The organism is Cognataquiflexum aquatile, assembly GCF_003316845.1.
GTDB lineage: Bacteria > Bacteroidota > Bacteroidia > Cytophagales > Cyclobacteriaceae > Cognataquiflexum > Cognataquiflexum aquatile.
This window is the reverse complement of the sequence record NZ_QMIK01000001.1, coordinates 99,826-123,608: the sequence shown is the minus strand read 5'-3', so window position 1 is coordinate 123,608 and position 23,783 is coordinate 99,826. Positions and strand designations below refer to the sequence as shown.

At 42.1% G+C, this 23,783-nt stretch carries 16 protein-coding genes; 9 read left to right on the top strand and 7 right to left on the bottom strand.

All coding sequences use genetic code 11. The features are described from left to right. Positions 1-260 precede the first annotated feature (260 nt). From DQW11_RS00550 to DQW11_RS00540, 3 genes are read left to right on the top strand one after another with little or no spacing between them, the layout of a single operon-like run. Positions 261-1,415, top strand: a complete 1,155-nt coding sequence (locus DQW11_RS00550) for an efflux RND transporter periplasmic adaptor subunit (protein ID WP_232826638.1) — start codon at positions 261-263, stop codon at positions 1,413-1,415. Positions 1,416-1,445: 30 nt separating this feature from the next. Beyond that, complete coding sequence (locus tag DQW11_RS00545) at positions 1,446-4,595, top strand: efflux RND transporter permease subunit (RefSeq protein WP_113922050.1); 3,150 nt, start codon at positions 1,446-1,448, stop codon at positions 4,593-4,595. Between the two features lies 1 nt (position 4,596). Further along, on the top strand, positions 4,597-5,973 hold the full coding sequence (locus DQW11_RS00540; RefSeq protein ID WP_113922049.1) for an efflux transporter outer membrane subunit: 1,377 nt from the start codon (positions 4,597-4,599) through the stop codon (positions 5,971-5,973). A gap of 434 nt (positions 5,974-6,407) precedes the next feature. Here the strand turns inward: DQW11_RS00540 and DQW11_RS00530 are convergent, their stop codons facing one another. From DQW11_RS00530 to DQW11_RS00520, 3 genes are all read right to left on the bottom strand, one after another. After that, entirely contained in the window at positions 6,408-7,229 is an 822-nt protein-coding gene (locus DQW11_RS00530; RefSeq protein WP_113922047.1) for a maleylpyruvate isomerase N-terminal domain-containing protein, read from the bottom strand. 11 nt (positions 7,230-7,240) lie between these two features. After that, positions 7,241-8,236 carry a glycoside hydrolase family 43 protein gene (locus DQW11_RS00525; protein WP_113922046.1) on the bottom strand — a complete coding sequence of 332 codons (996 nt, stop codon included), beginning with the start codon at positions 8,234-8,236 and terminating at the stop codon, positions 7,241-7,243. Between the two features lie 235 nt (positions 8,237-8,471). Next, complete coding sequence (locus tag DQW11_RS00520) at positions 8,472-10,316, bottom strand: glycoside hydrolase family 2 protein (RefSeq protein ID WP_113922045.1); 1,845 nt, start codon at positions 10,314-10,316, stop codon at positions 8,472-8,474. A gap of 325 nt (positions 10,317-10,641) precedes the next feature. Between DQW11_RS00520 and DQW11_RS00510 the strand changes: the two genes are divergently transcribed. Both DQW11_RS00510 and DQW11_RS00505 read left to right on the top strand, forming a co-directional pair. Beyond that, the gene (locus DQW11_RS00510; RefSeq protein WP_113923138.1) at positions 10,642-12,039 is read left to right on the top strand and encodes a 3-keto-disaccharide hydrolase; all 1,398 of its coding nucleotides are present in this window, start codon (positions 10,642-10,644) and stop codon (positions 12,037-12,039) included. Between the two features lie 2 nt (positions 12,040-12,041). Next, positions 12,042-13,397, top strand: a complete 1,356-nt coding sequence (locus DQW11_RS00505) for a Gfo/Idh/MocA family protein (RefSeq protein ID WP_113922043.1) — start codon at positions 12,042-12,044, stop codon at positions 13,395-13,397. Between the two features lie 65 nt (positions 13,398-13,462). Here the strand turns inward: DQW11_RS00505 and DQW11_RS00500 are convergent, their stop codons facing one another. Then, on the bottom strand, positions 13,463-14,476 hold the full coding sequence (locus tag DQW11_RS00500; RefSeq protein WP_113923137.1) for a LacI family DNA-binding transcriptional regulator: 1,014 nt from the start codon (positions 14,474-14,476) through the stop codon (positions 13,463-13,465). Positions 14,477-14,674: 198 nt separating this feature from the next. Between DQW11_RS00500 and uxaC the strand changes: the two genes are divergently transcribed. The 3 genes from uxaC (at position 14,675) to uxuA (ending at position 18,408) form a co-directional block, all read left to right on the top strand. Further along, positions 14,675-16,105 (top strand): glucuronate isomerase, encoded by a 1,431-nt coding sequence (uxaC, locus tag DQW11_RS00495; protein ID WP_113922042.1) that lies wholly within the window; start codon positions 14,675-14,677, stop codon positions 16,103-16,105. An 11-nt stretch (positions 16,106-16,116) separates the two neighbouring features. Next, positions 16,117-16,923, top strand: coding sequence for an SDR family oxidoreductase (locus tag DQW11_RS00490; RefSeq protein ID WP_113922041.1), 807 nt, complete (start codon positions 16,117-16,119; stop codon positions 16,921-16,923). Positions 16,924-17,226: 303 nt separating this feature from the next. Next, the gene (gene uxuA, locus DQW11_RS00485; RefSeq protein ID WP_113922040.1) at positions 17,227-18,408 is read left to right on the top strand and encodes a mannonate dehydratase; all 1,182 of its coding nucleotides are present in this window, start codon (positions 17,227-17,229) and stop codon (positions 18,406-18,408) included. A gap of 24 nt (positions 18,409-18,432) precedes the next feature. Here uxuA and DQW11_RS00480 read toward each other — a convergent pair whose 3' ends face one another. Both DQW11_RS00480 and DQW11_RS00475 read right to left on the bottom strand, forming a co-directional pair. Beyond that, positions 18,433-19,134, bottom strand: a complete 702-nt coding sequence (locus tag DQW11_RS00480; protein ID WP_113922039.1) for a LytR/AlgR family response regulator transcription factor — start codon at positions 19,132-19,134, stop codon at positions 18,433-18,435. A gap of 1 nt (position 19,135) precedes the next feature. Next, a complete protein-coding gene (locus tag DQW11_RS00475) occupies positions 19,136-20,191 on the bottom strand; it encodes a sensor histidine kinase (protein ID WP_113922038.1) in 1,056 nt (351 codons plus the stop codon). 365 nt (positions 20,192-20,556) lie between these two features. Here DQW11_RS00475 and DQW11_RS00470 point away from each other — a divergent pair, with 365 nt between their 5' ends. Next, positions 20,557-21,432: an alpha/beta fold hydrolase gene (locus tag DQW11_RS00470; RefSeq protein ID WP_113922037.1), complete on the top strand. Its 876-nt coding sequence runs from the start codon at positions 20,557-20,559 to the stop codon at positions 21,430-21,432. Positions 21,433-21,660: 228 nt separating this feature from the next. Here DQW11_RS00470 and DQW11_RS00465 read toward each other — a convergent pair whose 3' ends face one another. Continuing rightward, a complete protein-coding gene (locus tag DQW11_RS00465; RefSeq protein ID WP_113922036.1) occupies positions 21,661-23,670 on the bottom strand; it encodes an alpha amylase C-terminal domain-containing protein in 2,010 nt (669 codons plus the stop codon). Positions 23,671-23,783 lie beyond the last annotated feature (113 nt).

Below are 23,783 nucleotides of genomic sequence, written 5' to 3'. Positions count from 1 at the left end.
TAATTTGGTTTAAATTTCTATCATGATTTTCCGGTTTTAAGTCCAATAATTCTGGAAACCAATTAGCACCCCACGAGATTTTCTCCACGCATTCAAATTTTAATTCCAAGAAAACTTAGCCTCATCAATAAACATTCAGCAATCAAAAAATCAGGAAATATTCATCCACTTGGGTTCTATCGAAAAAAATTTATACCATTTTATTTCCTCTAATTAAATTCAAAAAACTTCAGGTCTCCGACTTTCATTCCTTCAAGATTATGAGATTTTATCCAAACAATATCAGATCCCTGTATAAGCCAACATTGTTTTTTGTGACAGTCGGCCTGGTTATGGGATGTTCCAAAAAAGAGGAAATCGTCCTTCCTCCTGTAAAAGTAAATGTCGTAAAAGCCATTCAAAAGGATGTTCCGATTTATGAAGAGTTTGTAGCTCAGGTATTTGGGGAATCTGATGTTGACATCAGGGCGAGGGTGGAAGGTTGGGTCACTTCTGTTAATTTCGAAGAAGGTTCTTTTGTAAAAAAGGGTGATTTGCTGTACGTGATTGACGACATTCAGTATAAAAACAGGGTCGACCAAGTCAGAAGTCAATTGACCGCCACACAGACAGAAATGGTGCGTGCAGAAGGTGAACTCAGCCGTGTAAAGCCGTTGGCTGATATGAATGCTTTGAGCAAGCAGGACCTTGACAATGCAAAAGCCAAGTATGAAGCATCACAAGCCCAGGTTAGGGCTGCTGAAGCCTCTCTTGAAAACGCCAAAATAGAATTTGGATATACAAGGGTATATGCCCCATTTGATGGATTGGTGGGAATCTCCAATTTCAGAGTGGGTGATTATGTCACCAGGTCAGGTACCACTTCCGTTTTGACGACCATATCCAGTATCGGTGCAGTACGGGTAAGATTTCAGATCAGTGAAAGGGAATACCTCAGACTGACACAAATGACTACTGAAGAATTGGAAAGAGCCAAGAAAAATATCCAACTCATCATGGCGGATGGATCGCTTTATCCTGAGACGGGCGAAGTTGATTTTGCTGATAGAGAGGTAGACCCCAAAACGGGAACTTTGACCATAGAAGCAAGATTTCCAAATTCCAGAGGCGTATTGAGACCGGGGCTATTTGTAAAATCAAGGGTTTTGATCAAGACCTTTCCCGACGCCATTATGGTCCCCCAGCGGGCAGTCATGCAGTTACAGCATATTTCAAGGGTTTTTGTTGTGACGGATTCCAGTACAATCAAGGCAGTTCCTGTGGAAACGGGGCCAAAATATGAGGATGGATGGATCATTACCAAAGGGATTAAGGCAGGTGACAGGATAGCCATCGTAGGATCTGCAAGTTTGACACCGGATGCCAAAATAGAAGCAGTGGAGCAAAAATGGCCGGAGAACTCCCCCAATCAATAAAGTCAAAACCTTTAACTGAGACCAGTTTTTATGAGTGAATTTTTCATCCGAAGGCCAATAGTTGCAATGGTGATTTCGATCCTGATGATCATCATGGGATTGATTACCCTGCGGGGAATACCCGTTTCCAAATATCCTGAAATCACCCCGCCGATGGTTCAGGTTACCACCAATTATACAGGTGCCAATGCCGTCAACGTCGAACAGGCAGTTGCCACACCCATCGAACAGCAGGTGAACGGGGTGGAAAACATGCTCTATATGAAATCCATAAATGCCGCAGATGGTTCGCTGACGCTTCAGGTTTCTTTTGAGGTGGGCACTGATTTGGACAATGCCAACATGCTGACCCAAAACCGTGTATCCCAAGCCACGGCAAAAATGCCGACAGAGGTCAAGAATTTTGGGGTTACGACCAAGAAATCATTGGTTTTTCCTTTGATGCTCGTTTCTCTTACTTCTCCCAACAAAACTTATGACGGACTTTTCCTGAACAATTATGCCAATATCAATATCGTCGACCAACTGAAGCGACTCAAAGGCGTTGGTGACGTTTTCCTATTTGGTGGGGCTGATTATTCGATGAGGATATGGTTGAATCCCGACCAACTCACCAAACTCGATCTTACGGTAAATGATGTTTCCAATGCGGTGAGAAAGCAGAATGCCATATCTCCAGGCGGAAAATTCGGAGCAGCCCCGACCCCTCCGGGTGTCGATTACACCTACACGGTTGCGCTGCAGGAAAGATTGGTGACAGAAGAGGAATTCGGCAATATCATTGTCAAATCTGATGAAAAAGGATCTATAGTCAGGTTGAAAGACATCAGCAGAATTGAATTGGGAATGGACAATTACAGTTCTTCAAGTAGGTTGAATGCAAATTCTGCCTCAACCATAGTCGTTTTTCAAATCCCCGGTTCCAATGCACTGGAGGTGTCCGAGGATGTGCAAAACACCATGAATGATTTGGTAAACTATTTTCCCGAAGACCTCCAATATGAAGTATCATTGAATACTACCCGGGCAATTTCTGTCGGTATAGAAGAAATTATCCATACACTCTTTGAAGCGGTATTTTTGGTGATTTTGGTGGTGTTCTTATTCCTTCAGGATTGGAGGGCAACTTTGATTCCTTTGCTGACAGTGCCGGTTTCTTTGCTGGGCACCTTTATCATTTTCCCTCTTTTGGGATTTTCGGTCAATGTTTTGTCTTTGCTCGGTTTGGTTTTGGCTATCGGTCTGGTGGTGGATGATGCGATTGTGGTGGTAGAAGCCGTGATGCACAATATAGAACATGGCATGAAGCCGAAGGAAGCCACCCAAAAAGCCATGAAAGAAGTCGGTGGCCCTGTGGTTGCCATAGCCCTGATTCTTGCAGCAGTATTTGTGCCTGTAGCTTTTGCAGGAGGTATCACAGGTCGTTTGTATCAGCAATTCGCCATCACCATTGCCATTTCGGTTTTGTTTTCTGCATTCAATGCCTTGACCCTAAGCCCGGCGCTTTGTGCCATACTTTTAAAGCCAAAGAAAGAATCGAATGGAGGACTCCAAAAGTTCTTCAACGGTTTCAACAGAGTCTTTGACAAATTCACTTTGGGATATACAGGTGTTGCCGGGATCGTGGCTAGAAAATCAATCCGCTCGGCAATAATCATCGGGGTTGTCATGGTCTTTGTGGTTTTGTTGGGCAAAGGAATTCCTGGAGGATTTTTACCGGAGGAAGACGAAGGTTATTATTTGGTAAACATCCAATTGCCGGATGCCGCTTCCATTGAAAGAACTGATCAGGTAGCTAAAAAGGTTGAAAATATTCTTTCAGGATTTGAAGAAATCGAATATTCGACCATGGTACTGGGGTACAGTTTGATCACAGGTTCTTATTCTACCAACAATGCTTTTGTGTTTATTTCACTGAAACCATGGGATGAAAGAAGCCGAACAGCAAAAGAATTGGTAGCTGCAACCAATTTTGCCTTCCGGAATTTGGTGTCAGAGGCCTCGGCCATTGCTTTTGGACCGCCGCCGATCGAAGGTCTTGGAACCTCCGCCGGTTTTACCCTTCAGCTTCAGGATCGGTCAGGAAATACACCGCAGTTTTTGGATGAACAGGCGCAGCTGTTTATAGCTGAAGCGAAAAAGAGACCTGAAATCGGCAATATCTTTACCCTCTTTCGGTCCAATGTTCCCCAAAAGAAAATCAGAATCGATTACGATAAAGCCGAAAAATTAGGAATTGACCTGGCAGAGATCACAAGCACTGTTTCAACATATTTGGGAAGTGCGTATCTGAATGATTTCAACAGATTTGGCAGGCAATACAAGGTCTTTGTACAAGCCGAAGGAGAAGATCGTCTCGACCCCTCCGATTTGTCCAAATATTATGTGAGAAGTAAGAAAGGGGAAATTATTCCCTTGAGTACGGTAACCACTGTGGAAGATATTTCAGGACCCGCCACTACAAACAGATTTAACATGTACCGTTCGGCTGAAATCTCAGGAGCTCCGAAGGCAGGATTCAGCTCCTCGCAAGCCATCAAGGCCTTGGAAGAAGTGGCTGCCGGGCTGCCAAAAGAACTCAGCATCGCATGGAGCAACATGTCTTATCAGGAAAAAGCCGCTGAAGGCACCGGAAGTACCATGTTCTTGATGGCTTTGGTCTTTGTGTTTCTGATTCTCGCTGCGCAATATGAAAGCTGGAAACTGCCTTTCAGCGTATTGTTGGGGGTTCCTGCGGCTATCCTTGGGGCCTATCTCGGCTTGTGGTTGGGAGGTTTTTGGAGTTCGAGCTATGTCAACAATGTCTTTGCCCAAATCGGATTGGTGATGCTCATCGGTCTTACCGCCAAAAACGCCATCCTGATTGTGGAATTTGCCAAAATGGAATATGAAGGTGGAACGCCACTCTTGGAGGCTGCACTAAAAGCGGCAAAACTTCGATTGAGGCCGATCATAATGACATCCCTTGCTTTTATGCTAGGTGTTGTTCCTTTATTGACTGCCTCAGGCGCAGGCTCGGAAGCCCGAAAAGTCATGGGAATGGCGGTATTCAGCGGTACCTTAATCGCTACCATAATCGGGGTCATTGTGGTTCCGGGATTATATGTACTTATCGAAAGCATTGGAGGGAAAAAGAAAAAGTCAGATGCCCCCATTTCACCATCAGAACCGGCTCATTGATATGAAGAATATATATTTTCTCCTGTTTGTCCTGATTGCTTTATATGGCTGTGCTGTAGGACCAAGATATTCCAGACCTGAAACCCAAAAGCCTGTTGGCTATGTACAAGCTATATCCCAAACTAATTCTATCACAAATTTGAAGTGGTGGGAGGTTTATCAGGACAGTTTGTTGCAAAGTCTGATACAAACTTCGATTGATTCTAACCTCGACCTGATGACGGCTGTTTACCGGGTGGAAGAGGCAAAGGCTATTTTAGGATATAACAAAGCCAATCTCTATCCTTTCCTTGATTACAGTGCCATGGGAAGGACTACTGAATTCAGAAATTTATCCGAACAGGCAGGCGTGACTTTTTCACCCAATATGGTGGGATTGTTGGGCAATGTATCATGGGAAATCGACCTGTGGGGTAAGCTCCGTCACGCCAACCGGGCTGCCTATGCTGAATTGATGGCTACAGAGGAAACAAGAAAATCTTTGTACATCAGTTTGGTCGCCCAAGTGGCAGAATTGTATTTCAGACTTCGGGGATTGGATGAAAGACTGGAAATCGCCCAACGGGCCTATGAAACCCGCTTGGAATATTTGAAAATTATCACCGCCCGGTTTGAAAAGGGGAATGTGTCTGAATTGGATAAACTACAGGCAGAGCAAATAGCTGCTGTTGCAAAAGCACAGATATACAGTCTTGAGCGAAATATCATCCTCACTGAAAATGCCTTTAATGTCTTGTTGGGAAGAACCTATATTCCGATATCAAGAGGCTTGGAAAATAACCAACAGCAGTTTCCATTGGAAATTCCAAGTGGATTGCCTTCTGAATTGCTTGAAAGAAGACCCGATATCAAGATTGCTGAGCAGCAATTGATTGCACAGACAGAGCGAATAGGTGTTGCCGTTGCTTTGCGGTTTCCATCTCTCAGCTTGACAGGATTATTGGGTGTGGCAAGTCCCCAAATCTCAACATTGTTTGGAAGTCAGGCTGTTCTTGGTGTTGTTTCCGGTCAATTGGTCGGGCCGTTTTTCAGGTTTGGACAAAACAAAAGACGGGTAGAAGCTGAAAGGGCCAAAGCTTCTCAGTTGGGATTTCAATATGAGAAGACAGTACTGACGGCTTTTGCGGAAGTTGAAAATTCATTGGCAGAAATCAGAACTTATAGCAATGAATTTGAAGCAAGGAAAACCCAAGTTGCGGCCACTGAAAAATCCTTGATGCTCTCCAAGGCGCTATATGACAATGGCTATACCTCATTCCTACAGGTCCTTGATGCAGAAAGGGAGTTTTTCAATTCAGAATTTGAAAAATCTTTGGCTTTGGAAAATCAGCTTGTATCCACTGTCAGATTGTATAAGGCATTGGGAGGTGGTTGGTAGGATTTACCGATCATTTCCTTTTTGCTTTTTGTAATGACGATTGGTGTAGCGTCATCCTGAGGCCTTCACATTTTAAAACATTCAGAAAAAGAATGACGGTTATTGCGTCATTCTGAACCGCAGCTTGTGAAGGTGAAGAATCTCATTATTTTTTGAGACTCTTCGCTACACTCAGAGTGACGAAAAGGATTTTCACATCATTGGTAGTATTTAACATTTTTTTCAAAACATTCAGAAAAGGAATGACATGGAGGTCACTATAATTTGGCCTCGGCAAGCTCGGCCACCGAGGTTGTTCTAGGGATGGGGGGAGGAAAAAGCGGCTGCGCCGCTTTTTCCTCCCCCCCCCTCTCAACACAGAATCTCCGTTCCCTGAGCTTGCCGAAGGGGGAAACCCAATTTCTGGCATTGGCACCCGGCTTTGTTTGGTTTTGTCAAGCCATGACTGACACCATATCAAGGACTTTTCTTCCCAAAGTGAAATCTCCTGAAATATCCACTTGACCCAAAACTTCATCCGGCCGAAGGTTTTTGCAAAAAAGTTTCCAAGCTATTTTATCTTCTAATTGGACAATGGAAGTCGGCGTGTTACTTCCCTGCTTGAGTAACTTCCAATGATCTTGGTTTTTTTCAAGCCACCAGGATTTTGTAAACTCACCGGCAATCCTGACTTCTATCACGGTGCCATTTGCTGCATTTTCTTCAGCAAATGTAAAAGGCAAAGCCATCATAAATGTATCCATCAAAGGTTCAAAAAATCTCTTTTCAAAAAGTCCCTTTTTGCCAACCGCGTCCCTGATTTGCTGTTGGTGATGCCATTTTTCGGTGTATTCCCTTGCGAGATGCATCCAATTCAAGCTCTTCTCCTCCCCTGCCCACGCCACTGAAAATATCGCTTCTTCCATATCAGGAAGGCCCACATAATACTCAGAAACCTCTTTCCCAGTACTTTCCAAAAGTGAAATCATAACATTTGGACTTAGCCTCTTGGTGGCTTTGATCCAATCTGCATTCAATTGGTTGAGCCAAGTGACCAAATCATCATAGCCATTGATCTTTGGAGGCTTTTCTCCAACATGTCTATCTCTTTGGATGCTTAACGTGCGCAGGTTGGTATCCAATAAATGCGAGGCAATATCCTTCACATTCCAAAGTTTTGCTGAAGTAGGTTTATCCCAGTCGGATGCTTTTAGACTTTTGAGCAAGTCAATCAGAAGGATGTCCAATTCATGGAAAAGATGTTTTACTTCAATCATAATCGTATGTGCTACAATGGATTGGCAGCCACTCCTTCAAAAGAAATTTTAACAGGCTTGATAAAACCTTTTTCGTCAAATTCCATTTTGTCGATGCAGGTTACACGGTGGTTCCCGTCTGTCTCACCCAATGGCCTTCTATGGTAAACCATAAAGTATTGGTCGGACTTGGGTTCGAACAAAACCGAATGGTGTCCTGCCCCTGTTGCTACTTCAGGATCCTGCTCGAGCACCACTCCGATTCTTTCAAACGGTCCAAAAGGGCTGTCTGAAATCGCATAGGCTACTTTGTAATCAGGACCTGTCCAACCCCCTTCTGACCACATGAAGTAATATTTGTCATCGCGGACAAACATAAATGGTCCTTCGACATAACTTTCAGGAGTCACTTCTTTGTAATATTCTCCATTTTCAAAAGGAAGCAGACCTGTAAAATCATCATTTAATCTGACCACATTACACTTACCCCAACCTCCATAATACATCAAAAACCCTCCATCCTTGTCTTTGAAGATAAACTGATCAATAGGCTGTGCGCCGTTTACGATGTCATTGATCAAGGGCTTACCAAGCAAATCCTTAAATGGTCCTTGAGGTTGGTCGGCCACGGCCACGCCGATGCCTCCAACCTGACCTTCGTGGACATCGTTGGCCGCAAAGAAAAGGTAATACTTCCCTTTATTTTCAATGACGCCGGGTGCCCACATCGCTGAATCAGCCCATTGGACCGCCGCGGTGTCGATGATCCGCTCATGTTTGGTCCAATTAACCAGGTCTTTCGAAGAAAAACAATCCATAAAGACCTGTTTGGAAAACTTGTCAGAATAAGTTGGGTAAATCCAGTATGTATCACCGTAGATGATAGCCTCCGGATCGGCATACCATCCTTCAAAAATCGGATTGCCCGAGAGTTGGATTTCTGTGGATTTTTTTTCGGGAGAGCAAGATATAATTGCGACTATTATGAATATAAAAATTAAACAAAACCTAAAGAGATTATTTTTCATGATGTCCAATTCTCAATTTCTATATTTATTTTGAACTTTCTGTTGATTCCCAAGCTCCAAAAAGCTCCTTCCAAGAATCCTCAGTTTTACTTTTCTCGCCTGTAGATTGGTTATTTACATTAAATCTTGCCTCCAAACTGAAATGTCCGATACATCGGTCTTCCGACTTCCGTCTTCCGTCACGCTTGAAGAATAACAAAGAGTTACAGGCAAAGAAACAGATAACCATATAAAATTACCTATACAACTCCCCATGCAGCTTTTTCAAAACATCCACAGGCATCTTGATCACTTTCCGGTCGTAAGTCATGACTCCGTTGGTCTCAATTTCGACATCTGTCGTTTGGGTGTAGACAGCTGCAGCCAAGCCCTTTGGAATCAGGTCTTGCAGGTCTTTCATCAGGATTTTATACCTGTCCAACAGTTCTTCTTTGGACTTGAAACTTTGGTATCCCCAATTGTCTTTTTCCTGCCAGGTATGCCCTTCTACCGGTAATCCCAATCCGCCAAACTCTCCCAAAACAAGGATCTGGATCTTCCCAAACAACTCAGCAGAAGGCATCACCGGATCCGGATAGTTGTGAACGTCCAAGATATCACCAGCGATTTTTGCACCTTTCAGCTCAAAATTCCCTCCGCTGGCGCTGTTGATCAATCTTGTCGGATCATAGGATTTGGTCCAATCAGATATCTCATGGGTTTTGAACTGACCCCAAGCTTCATTGAAAGGAACCCAAACCACGATGGAAGGAAAGTTGTAATTGGCATCGATGATGGCTTTCCATTCCTTTTTGTAAATGGCTTCGGATTCCGAAGTCCTTTCCCGATCAGTCCCTTTTCCGATTACGCCTAGCTTTTGTTCCCATCTATTTCCCATATCCCCGCTCGGCATGTCCTGCCAAACCATAATCCCCATCTTGTCACAATGATAATACCAGCGGGCCGGCTCGACTTTGACATGTTTTCTGATCATGTTGAAGCCTAATTCTTTTGTCTTGATGATATCAAAAGCCAATGCTTCGTCAGTAGGCGCAGTATACAATCCATCCGGCCACCAACCCTGATCCAAAGGACCATAGTGGAATACCTGCTGGTCATTTAATGCAAAACGCTGCATTCCTTTGGAATCATAAACAATGGAAACCTTTCTCAAGGCGCCATAGGAAGTAACTTTGTCAAGGACCTTTTTACCTTTAAGCAAGCTGATTTCAAAGTCATATAGGTGTGGATTCTCCAATGACCAACTGATTGGGTTTGGGATTTTAAGGATTGATTCTTTTCCAAAACCCTCGGTACTTTCAGCGACTTTGACCCCTTTGTCCATCGCAGTAATTTTATAAGTCAAAGTCGGATCTGAAGTATTGGCATTTATGGAAAATTGAAAAGTCCCGTTGTCCCAATCTGGAGTAGTTTTGATGTGGCTGATGTAGGTAGTTGGAACAAATTCCAACCACACAGTCTGCCAAATGCCTGTTACAGGTGTATACCAAATCCCTCTGGGTTGGTTGACCTGCTTTCCGCGAGGCTGTGGGCCTTTGTCACTAGGATCCCAAACCCTTACCGTGATTTTTTGATCCACACCTTTGGCTAGAAAATCTGTGATGTCAAATGAAAAAGGATCGTATCCTCCCTGATGTTTGCCTACGGATTTTCCATTCACAAAAACCTCTGATTCCCAATCCACTGCTCCAAAGTGAAGCAAAACCTTCCCTTTTCTTTCAGTATTGGAAACCTGAATGACCTTATCGTACCACAATTCCTTTTCTGCACCAACCGCTTTGGTCACTCCCGAAAGGTAAGATTCGACAGGAAAAGGAACAGTGATCTTTCCATCAAAAGTTACCGGAGCTCCATTTCCTTTTTCCAAAATGGCGTAATCCCATTGGCCGTTGAGGTTTCTCCAACTTCCTCTGACCATCTGAGGCCTTGGATATTCAGGATGCGGCGCATTGGAATCCACATTTTCGGCCCATGGAGAGAGTATGGGTTTGGTATTGATCTGCTGTGCAAATGAGGGTGAATATGATCCTAATAGAAATATCAGGATGAAATTGAAAAAACTTAGAGATTTGGTTTTCATAGGTTTTATTTTGGGAGGATTGTTAACAAGAATTCTATGGATTGGATTTCAATATAACAGAAACCAAATCAAACTGAAAGAAAGAAATTCCCAAAAGGATGTAGTAGAATTTTGGAGGAGCATTTCTTCACTTGGGAGTATTGGCTCAAACACCTTATTTCCCTTTTGTCAATTCCGGGAATTTTATTCTTTTATAATTTTTTACCTTGTTAAAATAAAGTTTGACAATAGCCAACTCGAAATCGATTGCGTAATTTAGAACTTGATAACCTTGAAAATGACCTTGTTTTTAAGGACTTTGGTATCTGAAACAAAACCCAATTTTATGAATAGAATTTCAATTCAATTACTATCTCTAGTTTGTTTTATGGCAATTTTTTCCTGTCAACCCAAGGAAACAAAAACAGCGGATGGGTGGACCGAATTATTTAACGGTGAAGATCTTAAGGGATGGAAAATCTTGGGCGGAGAGGCTGGATTCAAAATTGAAAATGGAGAAGTTGTAGGATATGCAAAAGCGAATACGCCCAACACTTTTTTGGTCACAGAGCAGGAATTTGGTGATTTTATATTGGAATTGGATCTCAAAATCGAGGACCTTTCAAGCAATTCCGGTGTCATGGCAAGAGGGCAATATGATCCCGCAGGCAAAGACGGGCAAGGTTTGGTCTTTGGGTATCAGATCGAGGCAGATCCTACAGAAAGGGCTTGGTCAGGCGGATTGTACGATGAGGCAAGAAGGGGTTGGCTGTATCCTTTAGACATGAATCCGGCGGCAAAGTCAGCTTTTAAAATGGGGGAATGGAATTCCTACCGTATCGAGGCGATTGGAAAAGAAATAAAAACATGGGTCAATGGCCAAGAAGTCGCCTATGTGGTCGATGACATGGATGCAAAGGGATTTATAGGACTGCAGGTTCACAGTATCAACAAGCCTGAAGATGAAGGCAATAAAACCTATTTCAGAAATGTAAGGGTACAAACCGAGAACCTGAACCCTACTCCATTTACCGGAGATATTTTTGTGGTCAATACAGGCCTGAATGAATTGACTGAATTGGAAAAATCCAAAGGATGGAAATTGCTTTTCAACGGACAGAATTCTGAAGGCTGGAAAAGTGCCAATAAAGAGACATTTCCCGAAAAAGGATGGCATATCAAAGACGGCATCCTGATGGTCGAAAGTGCAGATGGGGGTGAATCCAGCAATTTCGGAGACATTGTCACAACAGACAAATACAGTGCATTTGACCTGGCCTTTGATTTCAAATTTACCGAAGGGGCAAATAGTGGCTTGAAATATTTTGTCACACTCAATGAACAGACCTCAGGTTCGGCTATTGGATTGGAATACCAGATATTGGATGACGAGAACCATCCTGATGCCAAAATGGGAATCGAAGGCAACAGGACTTTGGCTTCTCTCTACGATCTGATCAAGGCTGACAAGCAGCCACGTTTTGTAAAAGGCCCGGGAGAATGGAACAAGGGCCGTGTGGTGGTTTATCCTGACAACAAAGTAGAACATTACCTCAACGGGGTCAAAGTGGTAGCATATGTGAGGGGTTCGGAGGAATACAAAAAACTGGTTGCCATCAGTAAATATAAAATCTGGGAAAATTTTGGCGAAGCACCCGAAGGGCATATCCTGCTGCAGGATCACGGAAATGAAGTACATTTCAAAAACATAAAAATCAAGGAACTGAAGAAATTAACCCAATAACCATGGACAACAATAAAAAAAACCGAAGGGAATTTATCAAAAAAGCAGCTTTGGCCACAGCAGGGGTTTCCTATTTGGGAGCAGTTGGATTTTCAGCCAAAAGCTATGGAAATATCATCGGTGCCAATGACCGTCTCAATGTCGCCATAGCAGGATTGGGAAGAAGATTAGGCGCATTTTATGAGCCGATTGCATTGCCAAAAAGCAATGTCCGACTCGTAACCCTATGCGATGTGATGAAATCCCAAAGGGAGAAAGCTGCGGCGAGTTTTTCCAAGCATATAGATTATACACCAAAGCTTGAAAACAGCATCCTTAAAGTCATTGAAGACAAGGAAATAGATGTGCTTATCAATGCTACCCCTGACCATTGGCATGCGCCCGGGACATGGATGGCTGTGGAAGCCGGAAAACATGTCTATGTAGAAAAACCTTGCAGCCACAATCCTTGGGAAGGTGAATTATTGATTGCTTATAAAAATAAGTACAACAAGGTAATCCAAATGGGTAACCAACAGCGGTCCTCTGACCATACCATCGAAATCATCAATCAGATTCATAATGGTATTATTGGTAAAGCATTTAGGGCTACTGCTTTTTATATCAATGGCCGGGGCGAAGTTCCCTTGCAGACGGCAGCCAATCCACCTGAAGGATTGGATTGGGAGCTATTCCAGGGACCGGCACCAAGGAGAAGTTATACCCACAACACATGGGATTATAACTGGCATTGGTATGGTTGGGATTATGGGACAGCGGAAACAGGAAATAATGCCACCCATGAATTGGACGTGGCACGTTGGGCGCTTCAGGTGGAGTACCCCAAGCATGTGACCGTAGATTCAGGCAAGTACCATTTTGTCAATGACGGTTGGACGATGTCCGATACGATGCTTGCTACTTTCAAATTTGAGGGTGACAAGACCATCTTATGGGATGGAAAAAGCAGGAACAACTACGCCACTTATGGTTCTGACAGAGGAACTATCATCTATGGATCTGAAGGTTCTGTATTTGTGAATAGGGAATTGTACAGGCTCTTTGACCGTAATGGCAAGCTAATCAAAGAAGTCAAAACAGGAAATGTCGAAGGAAGCACCAATCTTGGCGGCGGAGGCGATATGACTACAGTCCACATTATGAACTTTTTTGAAGCCATCAGAGGAAAAGAAAAACAAAACTCCACCATCGATGAAGGTGCGGTCAGTACCTTGCTTTGTCATTTGGCAAATATCTCCCACCGAATCGGGGAAAATTTCGAATGTGATCCTACAAACGGTCACATCAAAAATAAAAAAGGAATGGAGCTTTGGTCAAGGCAATATGAAAAGGGCTGGGAACCTAAATTGAAAATCTAATTTCTCACATGAACCTATTAAACTGCCCTATCGGAAAATTCTGATAGGGTTTTTTTATTTATTTCTCAGTTTGATGATTCTCTAAAATCTATTTGTGAAGGCATTTGGATGACCTTGTTTTCAAAAGCAGGTTGATTGGGTTTGGTCAGTTTTTTCATGAGTAGCTTGGCCATTTCGGATCCAATCTCAAAGGCCGGCTGGGAAATGGTGGTTAAAGACGGTTTTAATAAACCTGCAATTTTCATATTGGAAAAACTTACCATTTTAAAATCCTTTGCCATTTCAAGTTTTGTTTCGCGAGCTGCATAGTAAGTCGCAATGGCTAACTTTTCCACAGAAGCCAAAATTCCATCCGGTCTGTCCAAGCCGTATAGAATCTTGGCTATCAGTTTGATATTGGCCTCCTCGGATTGACTGCATTGGACAATCCAATTTTCTTCATAGGGCAAGCCATATTTCTTGAGTGCATCCTGATATCCACGCAACCTTTCTCTCCCTATTGATATTTCTTTTGACAACATCAAAAAGAAAATCTTTTTGCAACCCTTTTCAATGAGGTGGACAGTAGCTTTAAACCCATTCTCATAATCGTTGCTGATAAATTTTGTCGTTGGGATTTCCTGACATATCCGGTCAAAAAATATCAGGGGTACTCCTTTTGAATAAACTGTCTCCAAATGGTCTATTTTCTTTGTCTGACTGGAAACAGACATCACGATCGCATCGACCCTTCCATTTAAAAGGTAAGAGACTATTTTTCTTTCCGTTTCCACATTTTCATGTGTACTGTAGACCAAAAGATGGTAGCCATATTCTTGGGTGATTTCTTCAATTCCATCTATCACCTGACTAAAAAAATTATTGATCCTTTCTGGGATAATGACTGCAATGGTTTTGCTTTTTTGTTCCCTTAGGCTTCTTGCAAATGGGTTTGGCTGGTAATTGAGCTCTTTGGCCATTGCAATGACTCTATCTTTGGTCGGTTGGCTGATTTCATAGCTGTCATTGAGCGCTCTGGAGACCGTTGACGGGGAGAGTTTCAGTTTTGCAGCGAGGTATTTGATGTTGACTTCTGTCATTTTTTCTTTGCAAACCAATAATTCGGATTTAATATAACCATCCTTTTGGCCAATCAGCAAAATAATCACAAATCTTTGATCTTCCTGTTAAAATTGAGCCTTTGGCCCGAAATCGTTTGCATCAAAATTTGAAGAATGGTTAATTGGAATTCTCTTTAATGGTTTAAATTGACCTTATCTTTGTAATCATTGAAACCTATGCCTGTGTCAATTTCAAGAGTAAACCCATCATTTATAACAGAAGATTTTTTGCTGGAAAATAAGTATGCAAAGACTCTATACCATGGATATGCTGCCAGCCAACCCATCATTGATTACCACAATCATTTGGCCCCGGATCAAATAGCAGAGAATAAAATTTTCGAAAATATCACCTCTATTTGGCTTGCAGGAGATCATTATAAATGGAGGGCAATGCGGGCTTTGGGTATTTCCGAAGAATACATAACAGGACAGGCAAGTGATTGGGAAAAATTTGAAAAATGGGCCTATGCCGTTCCCTATACCATGCGAAACCCGCTATACCATTGGACACATTTGGAACTGATGCGTTATTTTGGAATACATGATACACTGAATCAAAACAATGCAAGGGAAATATATGACCTGACCAACAGTCAACTTCAATCTCCCGAATTCAGTACCCAAGGATTGCTGTCAAAAATGAATGTGAAGGTGGTCTGCACCACGGACGATCCTACCGACAACCTGATCCATCATCAGAATTTTGCCAAACAAGGAACAGGTTTAAAAATGAAACCGGCTTTCAGGCCTGATAAAGCCTTTGCGGTTGAAAATCCCTTGACTTATCACAGCTATATCGAAAAGCTATCTGCAGCCTCTTCCATTTCCATCAATTCCTATGATGATCTTTTGGCAGCACTTCAAAACAGGATAGAATTTTTTCATCAGGTGGGTGGAAGGCTTTCTGACCATGGTTTGGAAAGCCTGTACTTTGAACCGGATTCAAAGCTTGATTTGGACACCATATTCAAGAAAGCAATTTCGGCACAGGTTCTCAGCAAAGAAGAAATCTCATTCTTCAAATACCGGACATTGATAGAATTGGGAAAAATGTACCATGCCAAAGGTTGGGTACAACAGTTCCATTTGGGTGCTTTGAGAAACAACAACACCAGAAGTCTTACCAAATTGGGACCCGACACCGGATTTGATTCCATTGGGGATTTCAGTCAGGCTTCTGCCCTATCGGGATTTCTAAATGAATTGGATAAATCAGACCAATTGGCCAAGACCGTCATCTACAACCTCAATCCTTCAGACAATGAAGTAATCGCTACCATGGCAGGCAATTTCAACGATGGAAGTGTCAAAGGAAAAATTCAGTTTGGGTCGGCTTGGTGGTTTTTGGATCAAAAAGACGGCATGGAAAAACAGATCAATTCACTGTCCAATATTGGCTTGATTTCCTGTTTTGTGGGGATGCTTACAGATTCCAGGAGTTTTCTTTCCTTTCCACGGCATGAATATTTCCGAAGGATTTTATGCAATTTATTCGGAAGGGATATCGCAAATGGAGAATTACCGAATGATGAGCAGTGGATTGGAAAGATCATCAGCGACATCTGTTATAACAATGCCAACGAATTCTTCGATTTTGGCAATTAACCCAAAAAAGCATGTTTGATATCACGGATAAAAAAATAATCATAACCGGTGCCACCGGAGTTTTAGGCGAAGCGATGGCTTTTCACCTTTCCAAAGAAGGAGCCAACGTACTGGTTATTGGCAGGACAGCATCAAAAGTTGAAAAATTGGTCAGCGAAATCAGGTCCAGAAACGGGAAAGCAGACGGGTTTTTAGCGGATGTGACCAAAGAACCTCAAGTTGAAGCTGCAGCAAGACAGATTCAGTCGAGGTATGGAACCGTTGATATTCTTATCAACCTTGCCGGAGGAAACTTGCCAGGTGCTGTGGTCAGGCCGGATCAGACGATAGGTGAATTGTCAGTTGAGGCTGTAAAAAATGTGATGGATTTGAATTATCAGGGGACTTTTATCCCCATCAAGCACTTCATTCCCTTGATGCTGCCAAATGGCAAAGGAAATATCATCAACATCTCTTCCATGGCGGCAAGCAGACCGATGACCCGTGTAGTGGGCTATGCTTCTGCCAAAGCTGCTATCGATAACCTGACCAAATGGATGGCAGTAGAGCTCAATACCAAGTATGGACCAGACTTCCGGGTCAATGCCATTGCTCCCGGATTCTTTTTGACAGAACAAAACAGGTCATTGCTCACCGAAGTAGACGGTAGCCTTACCCAAAGAGGAAACCAGATCATCAACCACACGCCAATGGCCCGATTTGGAAAACCCGAGGACCTCTTGGGAACACTCCAGTGGCTTTGTTCTGATGCTTCAAAGTTCGTGACCGGAACCATAGTAGCAGTCGATGGTGGATTCAGCGCTTATTCAGGTGTATAAATAGACGCAAGACCTAAGACAAAAGACTCAAGATGTGAGATTTGAGACATGAGATTTGAGACAAAAAAGAAGCAAGAAGCAATCTTTTTGAACAAAGAATTAAGTACCGAGTAATGACTTCTTAACCTGACAACTCGAGAACTTGACAACTTTATAACCTGATAACGCGAAGCAGAAAACTTGACAACCCGACAACGCGAAGCAGACAACTTGATAACGCGAAGCAGACAACAATTACAACAACTACAACATTTCCAACCATTATAACCATTACAACAATTACAACCCTTACAACAAAACACTATGGCCTATAAAATGGAGAAAACCATGCGTTGGTATGGTCCCAAAGATCCGGTAAGCTTGGCAGATATCCGTCAGGCAGGTGCAACAGGAATAGTTTCTGCCCTTCACCATGTCCCAAACGGAGAAATTTGGACCAAAGAGGAAATCAGGACACGAAAAAATACCATCGAATCAGCAGGCTTGAAATGGTCTGTCGTGGAATCTGTTCCCGTCCATGAAAATATCAAAACCAGGTCAGGAGATTTCCAAAGAAACATTGAAAATTACAAAACCACCTTAGAAAACCTTGCTTCAGAAGGCATCCATATCGTTTGCTATAATTTTATGCCGATTTTGGATTGGACGAGAACTGAATTGGCCTGGACACTTCCCAATGGTGCAAAAGCGCTTCGGTTTGAGAAAAAGGAAGTCGTGGCCTTCGATTTGTTTATGTTGAAAAGAAAAGGTGCCGAAAAGGAATATACCCCACAGGAAATCCAAAAAGCCAAAGAATTTTATGAAAACGCATCTGAAGAAACTCTCAAAAGGGTGAATGACAATATCCTCAAAGGTCTTCCAGGATCTGAAGAAGGCTATACCATGGAGCAGTTTCAGGCCGCTTTGGACTCTTACCAAGGAATCGGACATGCAGAGTTGGAGAGAAACCTGCAACTTTTTTTGGATGCCATACTTCCGATTGCTGAAAAAAACGGGGTCAAAATGGCCATACATCCCGATGACCCTCCTTTTGATGTTTTTGGATTACCAAGAGTGATGAGTACTGCAAAGGATATGAAAAGGCTCATTTCGGATAATAACAGCCCAAATAATGGATTTACTTTCTGCACAGGATCTTACGGTGTCAGAGCGGACAATGACCTTCCCGCAATGGTTGAAGAGTTTGGAGACCACATCCATTTTATCCACCTCAGAAGTACGAGAAGGGACGTCGATGGAAACTTCTATGAAGATGACCACTTGACCGGTGATGTACCCATGGAAGCAGTTATTCATCAAATTCTGAAAGTCCAGCAAAAACGTCATATATCCATTCCGATGCGCCCTGACCATGGTCATCAGATGTTGGATGATATCAAAAAACCGATTGTCAACCCAGGTTATACGGCAATAGGAAGGTTGAAAGGATTGGCGGAAATCCGGGGAGTGGAAGCAGGTCTGATCTATTCAGGGATTCTCAAGTGATTTTGAGCGTGAAATTACCAGAAATCACCGCCCGATCAGTTCATCGATGATTTCATTTCTTCTATTTCTGGACATGGGAACTTTTGTTTTTCCCATGTCTATTTCATTGCCTTCTATTCCCTTGACGTGGTTTTTGGAAATAATGTAGGTCTTGTGAATCCTCAGGAACCTGTCAGTAGGAAGGTTTTCCTCCATGCTTTTCATAGTCATGAGTGTAATCAGCCGACCTTCGCCGGTGTGGATCGCGACATAATTCTCCATTCCTTCGATGTAAATGATATCCTGGAGCAAAACCCTTTTCAGGATATTATCCACTTTGACAAAAATCGCTTCTTTTTGAATCGGGTTTTCTTTAGGATTTTGTCTCAGCTGGAATAAATCCTTGGCTTTGTTTACAGCTTTCAAAAACCTGTCAAAGGGATAAGGTTTGACCAAATAATCCACTACATCCAATTCAAATCCCTGTAGTGCGTAATTGGGATAAGCAGTGGTCAGGATCACCATCGGTGGCGTTTGGAGAGATTTGAGAAAGTCAATTCCTGTAATTTTGGGCATTTGGATATCCAAAAACATCATATCCGGCTTTTCAATTTTGAGCACCTCATTGGCTTCAAGGGCATTTTCGCAGGTAGCACAAAGCTCCAAGGAATCAATTTCCCTGACATAGCTTTTCAGTCCTTCCCTTGCCAACGGCTCATCCTCTACAATGATTGTCCGGATTTTCATATTACTTAATTCTGATTTTTAACTTGACTTCGTAACTTTCATTTTCCGCTTTGGTTTCAATCCAATGCGATTTTGGATAGAGCAGTTCTAGCCTCCTTTTGATATTTACAAGTCCAATTCCGCCTGTAATTCTTGCCTGGTTTTTTTCTTTGGGTTCGGTGGTGTTGTAAAAATAAGCCAAAAGAAAACCATCCTCCAACCAAATTTTAACCTTGACTATATTGGGTCGATCGGTATGGGTGGACAGATGTTTGAAGCAATTTTCAAGAAACGGAATCAAAATCAACGGGGCAATTGAAAAGTCTTCAAGATTATCGCCTTCTTCAAACGTCAGTTCGAGGCGTTCCCCTTTGCGGATTTTTTCCAGTTCAATATAATTCTTGAGATACTCGATTTCCTGCTGTATTTCAATCTTTTCGGCCGAAAAATCATAAAGTTGGGTACGAAGCAAGTTGGAAAGTTTGATCAAAGTATCCGATGCCAATTCGGGATTGATCCGGATCAAAACATACACACTGTTGATGGCATTGAAAAGGAAATGGGGATTGACTTGGGATTTCAGAAACTGCAATTCGCTTTCAAGTCTTTCTTTCTCTAACAGTTCATTTTTCCTATGCATTTTTCGGGTATCAAAATATCCCTTTATCGCCAACATGATTCCTGCGGCAAAGAAATTGGAGAAGAAAAAAACAGAGATGATTTGGAAAAAAGAAGCTTGAAAAAGGTCATCTGGAGAATTTCCCATAATCAAAGCTATCGCACCATACATCAATAACGACAGCAATACACAAAGACCCAAAAATGAAATCAGAAATAGAAATGAACGGTCTTTCTTCAGTAATTTGGGATTGAGGAAGTATTGGGAGGTATAATAAAGAGTCGCATGCGAAAACAGATACACCGAGGTTACCTTCATAAGCAGGCTGAAGTCCTTATACATACTCTTGTATGAAAATAGCCAAAACACATAATACAACATCCAAAACAGGATATGATGGACTTTATACCGGCCTATTTTTGATAGAACACCATAGGTCCAATTTCCGAGATTTACCATTTTAAAATTTGATTAGAAACACTCTTTGCCTTACAGAAGCCCTTTTCATCCGATCCATCCGTATCATGGTTATGCTTCAGACCAATCAAATCAAAACTCTGCTTATGTTTCAAGGCTAAATTAACCATACTCCTATTTTTATAATATTGGTATTGACCAAAAATAAGAATTACTTGACCAAAGGGATAATATGAAGGATGAAGCAAAATAAATCTCTATACCTGGATTATTTTCAACTTAAAAACGGTCTTTTTCAAAAATTTACCCAATTCAAACAGATGGTCAGGAAGTAATCTCTCTTCGTCAAATGATTTTTCTCAGTTGGTTTTCAACCTCCAATTTTGGACAAACAAAAACAAAAAACTATGAAAACCAACAAAATCAAATGGATGTTAGTGGCCTTTATATTGGTCATCTTCCAAATGTCAAGTGTTTCTGCCAACCAAGAATTGATTTCAACCACAGTTGTTGGAAAAGGAAAGCCTATAATTTTGATCCACGGTATGGCCTGTGCACCTGAAGTTTGGGATGAGTTTGTAGAAAAATACAAAACCAAAAATGAACTTCACTTGGTCAGAATCAAAGGATTTGGAAATGGAGAAAAAGGTGAAGCGAATCATTATCTGGAAGAAGTCAAAAATGAATTGATTGCTTATGTTAGGGAAAACAAACTGGATAAACCAACCCTTATTGGACACAGCATGGGTGGATTTTTGGGGCTTTGGGCTGCAGCTGAGGCACCGGATGTTTTTGGCAGAATCGTGTCAGTGGACGGTGTCCCCTATTTTCCTGTATTGGTAATGCCCGGAATCACCGCAGAGACAGCCAAAGCAGTATCTTCCCAAATGACCACGGCCATGTCAAAAATGTCTCCCGAGGCGGCAAAGGCAAATCAGGAAATGATGATCGCATCTATGATTGCCACTGAAGCGAAGCGTCCTAAGGTGGTCGAAATGGGAATAAAAAGCAATCCTGCCGTCATAGGGCAAGCTTATGGTGAAATGTACACCACGGACATCAGGCCATTAATGGATAAAATCAAAGTTCCTGTCTTGGTTTTTGGTTCTTGGGCTGCTTATGAACCTTATGGCTCAACAAAAGAATCTGTTGAAAAAAATATGGATGACCAATTGAAAACCATTCCTGAATACAAGCTATTGATAGCCGAAAGCGCATACCACTTTGTATTTTATGACGAACCGGATTGGTTTTATTCCGAGCTGGACAAGTTCTTGGATTGATTCCAAAAAAAAATTATTCGAACAAACTCCTGCTCATTTCTATATAGAACCATTTAAATACCTATGGTACCTATTAATTTATTTAATTCAACATTAGGGATTATAGTTCGTTTTAACCTTATGACAATGACCCAGAATACCTTTCTGCTCATACGGAGAGTAAGGCTTTTCTTGAAGTTTAGTTGATACCTGTCATTGGATACAAAAATAAGGGGGCCTTGAGCCCCTTTATGGTTTTTTGAAAATCAGACAAGTCCGATTGGGAAGGTAAATCTGGAGTTGCTGCTTTTTATCTGTAGAATAAACAGGATTCCCTTCAATTCTTGAAAATCCACCAAATTTTTTGTCGTCCGAGTTCAGGATGATTTTGTACTTTCCTTTTTCAGGAACTTTGAATTCAAAGCCAAAATAGGATTCGGAAACATGGAAGCAAAACGCAAAAATCAACCCAGCCCTTTCAAAAACGAGGATTTTTTTATCGGGATCCAAATGAAGCTGATTTGCGGGAGGTGAGGCCAAGACCTGATATTCAGTGACCAATTTGATCATGGCTTTATCCCAATCAAACAAATCATGGTACCGGAGGTGGTCGGTGTCCACCAAGGACCATTGCCTTCGGGCATATTGGTAGCTCCAATCATTGCCTTTTCTGGGAAAATCTATCCATTCGGGATGACCAAATTCATTGCCGATAAAGTTAAGATAACCTTCCCCGCCAAGTGAAATGGTGATCATCCTGATCATTTTATGCAAAGCTACTCCCCTATCTACTACTAGGCTGGTCTGGAGCTTTGACATACTGGAATACATTTCTTTGTCCATGAGCCAAAAAGCAATGGATTTGTCTCCAACCAATGCCTGGTCGTGGGATTCTGCATAGGCAATGGTTTTTTCTGTTGCGGGTCTGTTGGTCAGTTCATGCCACATATTGAAAAGATCCCAATGCTCATCAGGTTGATGTTTCAGTGTTTTTATCCAAAAATCCGGAATTCCCATTGCCAACCGGTAGTCAAAACCAATTCCACCATCCTCGATTTTCCGGCAGAGACCCGGCATTCCTGTCACTTCCTCCGCAATGGAAATGGCATTTTGTGAAAAATCATGAATCAACTGATTGGCCAACTGCAGGTAAATCACCGCATCCACATCCACACCTGCGTCGAAGTATTTTTCCAAATTGTCAAATGAAATGTTACCATGGTGAAGGTAGATAATGGAGGTAGCTCCATCCCATCTAAAGCCATCAAAGTGAAATTCCTCAAGCCAATAGCGCACATTGGAGAGTAAGAAATGTTTCACTTCCAATTTGCCATAATCAAACAGTTTGGAGTCCCATCCTTCATGGTATCCCCTTGGACCGGGATGAAAGTATTGGTGATCCGAACCATCAAACTCATTCAAACCTTCAAACACATTTTTGACAGCATGCGAGTGGACGAGGTCCATGACAACAGAAATTCCCATTTCATGGGCTTTGTTGATCAAAAACTTCAATTCTTCCGGAGTTCCAAACCTTGAGGTCGGACAAAAGTAATTGGAAACGTGATAGCCAAATGATCCATAATAGGGATGTTCCATGATTGCCATCATCTGGATAGTATTATATCCAGCAGCTTTGATTCTGGGAAGTATGTTTTCAGCGAATTCCATATAGGTACCCACTCCCAGTTTTTCTTGAGCCATCCCAACATGGCATTCATAGATTAGGGGTTGCTTGAGATTCTCCGTAGGGTCAAAACCCAGATCAGTCCATAAAAATTGCTTCTCCGGAAACCAAAGCTGACCTGTAAAATCATGCGTGGCTTCATCTTGAATCACTCTCCGAATATAGGCAGGAATCCTGTCCAAGGCTCCATTTTCACCTTCAATGTGTACCTTGACGCTACTTTGATGAACAAACGAATTTTTATATTCTTCATAGGGCAAAAATATCTCCCAATGGCCTCGGTGGTCTTTTTTCATCGGATGGCTATACCTGTTCCAATGATTGAAATCACCCATCAAAAATAAGTTAAATGCTTTTGGTGCCCATTCCCGATAAACCCAACCTCTTCTAAAACTGTCAAAATGAATACCATAGTACTCATGGGCCCGGGCAAACTCCAAAAGGTTTCCATAATCATGGTTTATAAACTTGATTGTGGCAAGGTATCTTTCATACCGTTCCTGGATATCTTTCGCATGTGCTTCTAGCCATGGAGAGTCCTTTAATATTTGTAAAACTTTAGGATTGTTCACGAAAAACCTATTAGTAAAATCTAATTTAAATAATATTCAAGCGGCAAACCAACTCTGAGTCTATTTAAAAATAAAAAGCATTGCCTTTGTCGCAATGCTTTGATTCCGGAAAA

Bases quoted from the DNA above. Each gene is read 5' to 3' on its own strand.
- DQW11_RS00550 (WP_232826638.1), top strand. From the start codon at position 261: ATGAGATTTTATCCAAACAATATCAGATCCCTGTATAAGCCAACATTG.
- DQW11_RS00545 (WP_113922050.1), top strand. From the start codon at position 1,446: ATGAGTGAATTTTTCATCCGAAGGCCAATAGTTGCAATGGTGATTTCG.
- DQW11_RS00540 (WP_113922049.1), top strand. From the start codon at position 4,597: ATGAAGAATATATATTTTCTCCTGTTTGTCCTGATTGCTTTATATGGC.
- DQW11_RS00530 (WP_113922047.1), bottom strand. From the start codon at position 7,229: ATGATTGAAGTAAAACATCTTTTCCATGAATTGGACATCCTTCTGATT.
- DQW11_RS00525 (WP_113922046.1), bottom strand. From the start codon at position 8,236: ATGAAAAATAATCTCTTTAGGTTTTGTTTAATTTTTATATTCATAATA.
- DQW11_RS00520 (WP_113922045.1), bottom strand. From the start codon at position 10,316: ATGAAAACCAAATCTCTAAGTTTTTTCAATTTCATCCTGATATTTCTA.
- DQW11_RS00510 (WP_113923138.1), top strand. From the start codon at position 10,642: ATGAATAGAATTTCAATTCAATTACTATCTCTAGTTTGTTTTATGGCA.
- DQW11_RS00505 (WP_113922043.1), top strand. From the start codon at position 12,042: ATGGACAACAATAAAAAAAACCGAAGGGAATTTATCAAAAAAGCAGCT.
- DQW11_RS00500 (WP_113923137.1), bottom strand. From the start codon at position 14,476: ATGACAGAAGTCAACATCAAATACCTCGCTGCAAAACTGAAACTCTCC.
- uxaC (WP_113922042.1), top strand. From the start codon at position 14,675: ATGCCTGTGTCAATTTCAAGAGTAAACCCATCATTTATAACAGAAGAT.
- DQW11_RS00490 (WP_113922041.1), top strand. From the start codon at position 16,117: ATGTTTGATATCACGGATAAAAAAATAATCATAACCGGTGCCACCGGA.
- uxuA (WP_113922040.1), top strand. From the start codon at position 17,227: ATGGCCTATAAAATGGAGAAAACCATGCGTTGGTATGGTCCCAAAGAT.
- DQW11_RS00480 (WP_113922039.1), bottom strand. From the start codon at position 19,134: ATGAAAATCCGGACAATCATTGTAGAGGATGAGCCGTTGGCAAGGGAA.
- DQW11_RS00475 (WP_113922038.1), bottom strand. From the start codon at position 20,191: ATGGTAAATCTCGGAAATTGGACCTATGGTGTTCTATCAAAAATAGGC.
- DQW11_RS00470 (WP_113922037.1), top strand. From the start codon at position 20,557: ATGAAAACCAACAAAATCAAATGGATGTTAGTGGCCTTTATATTGGTC.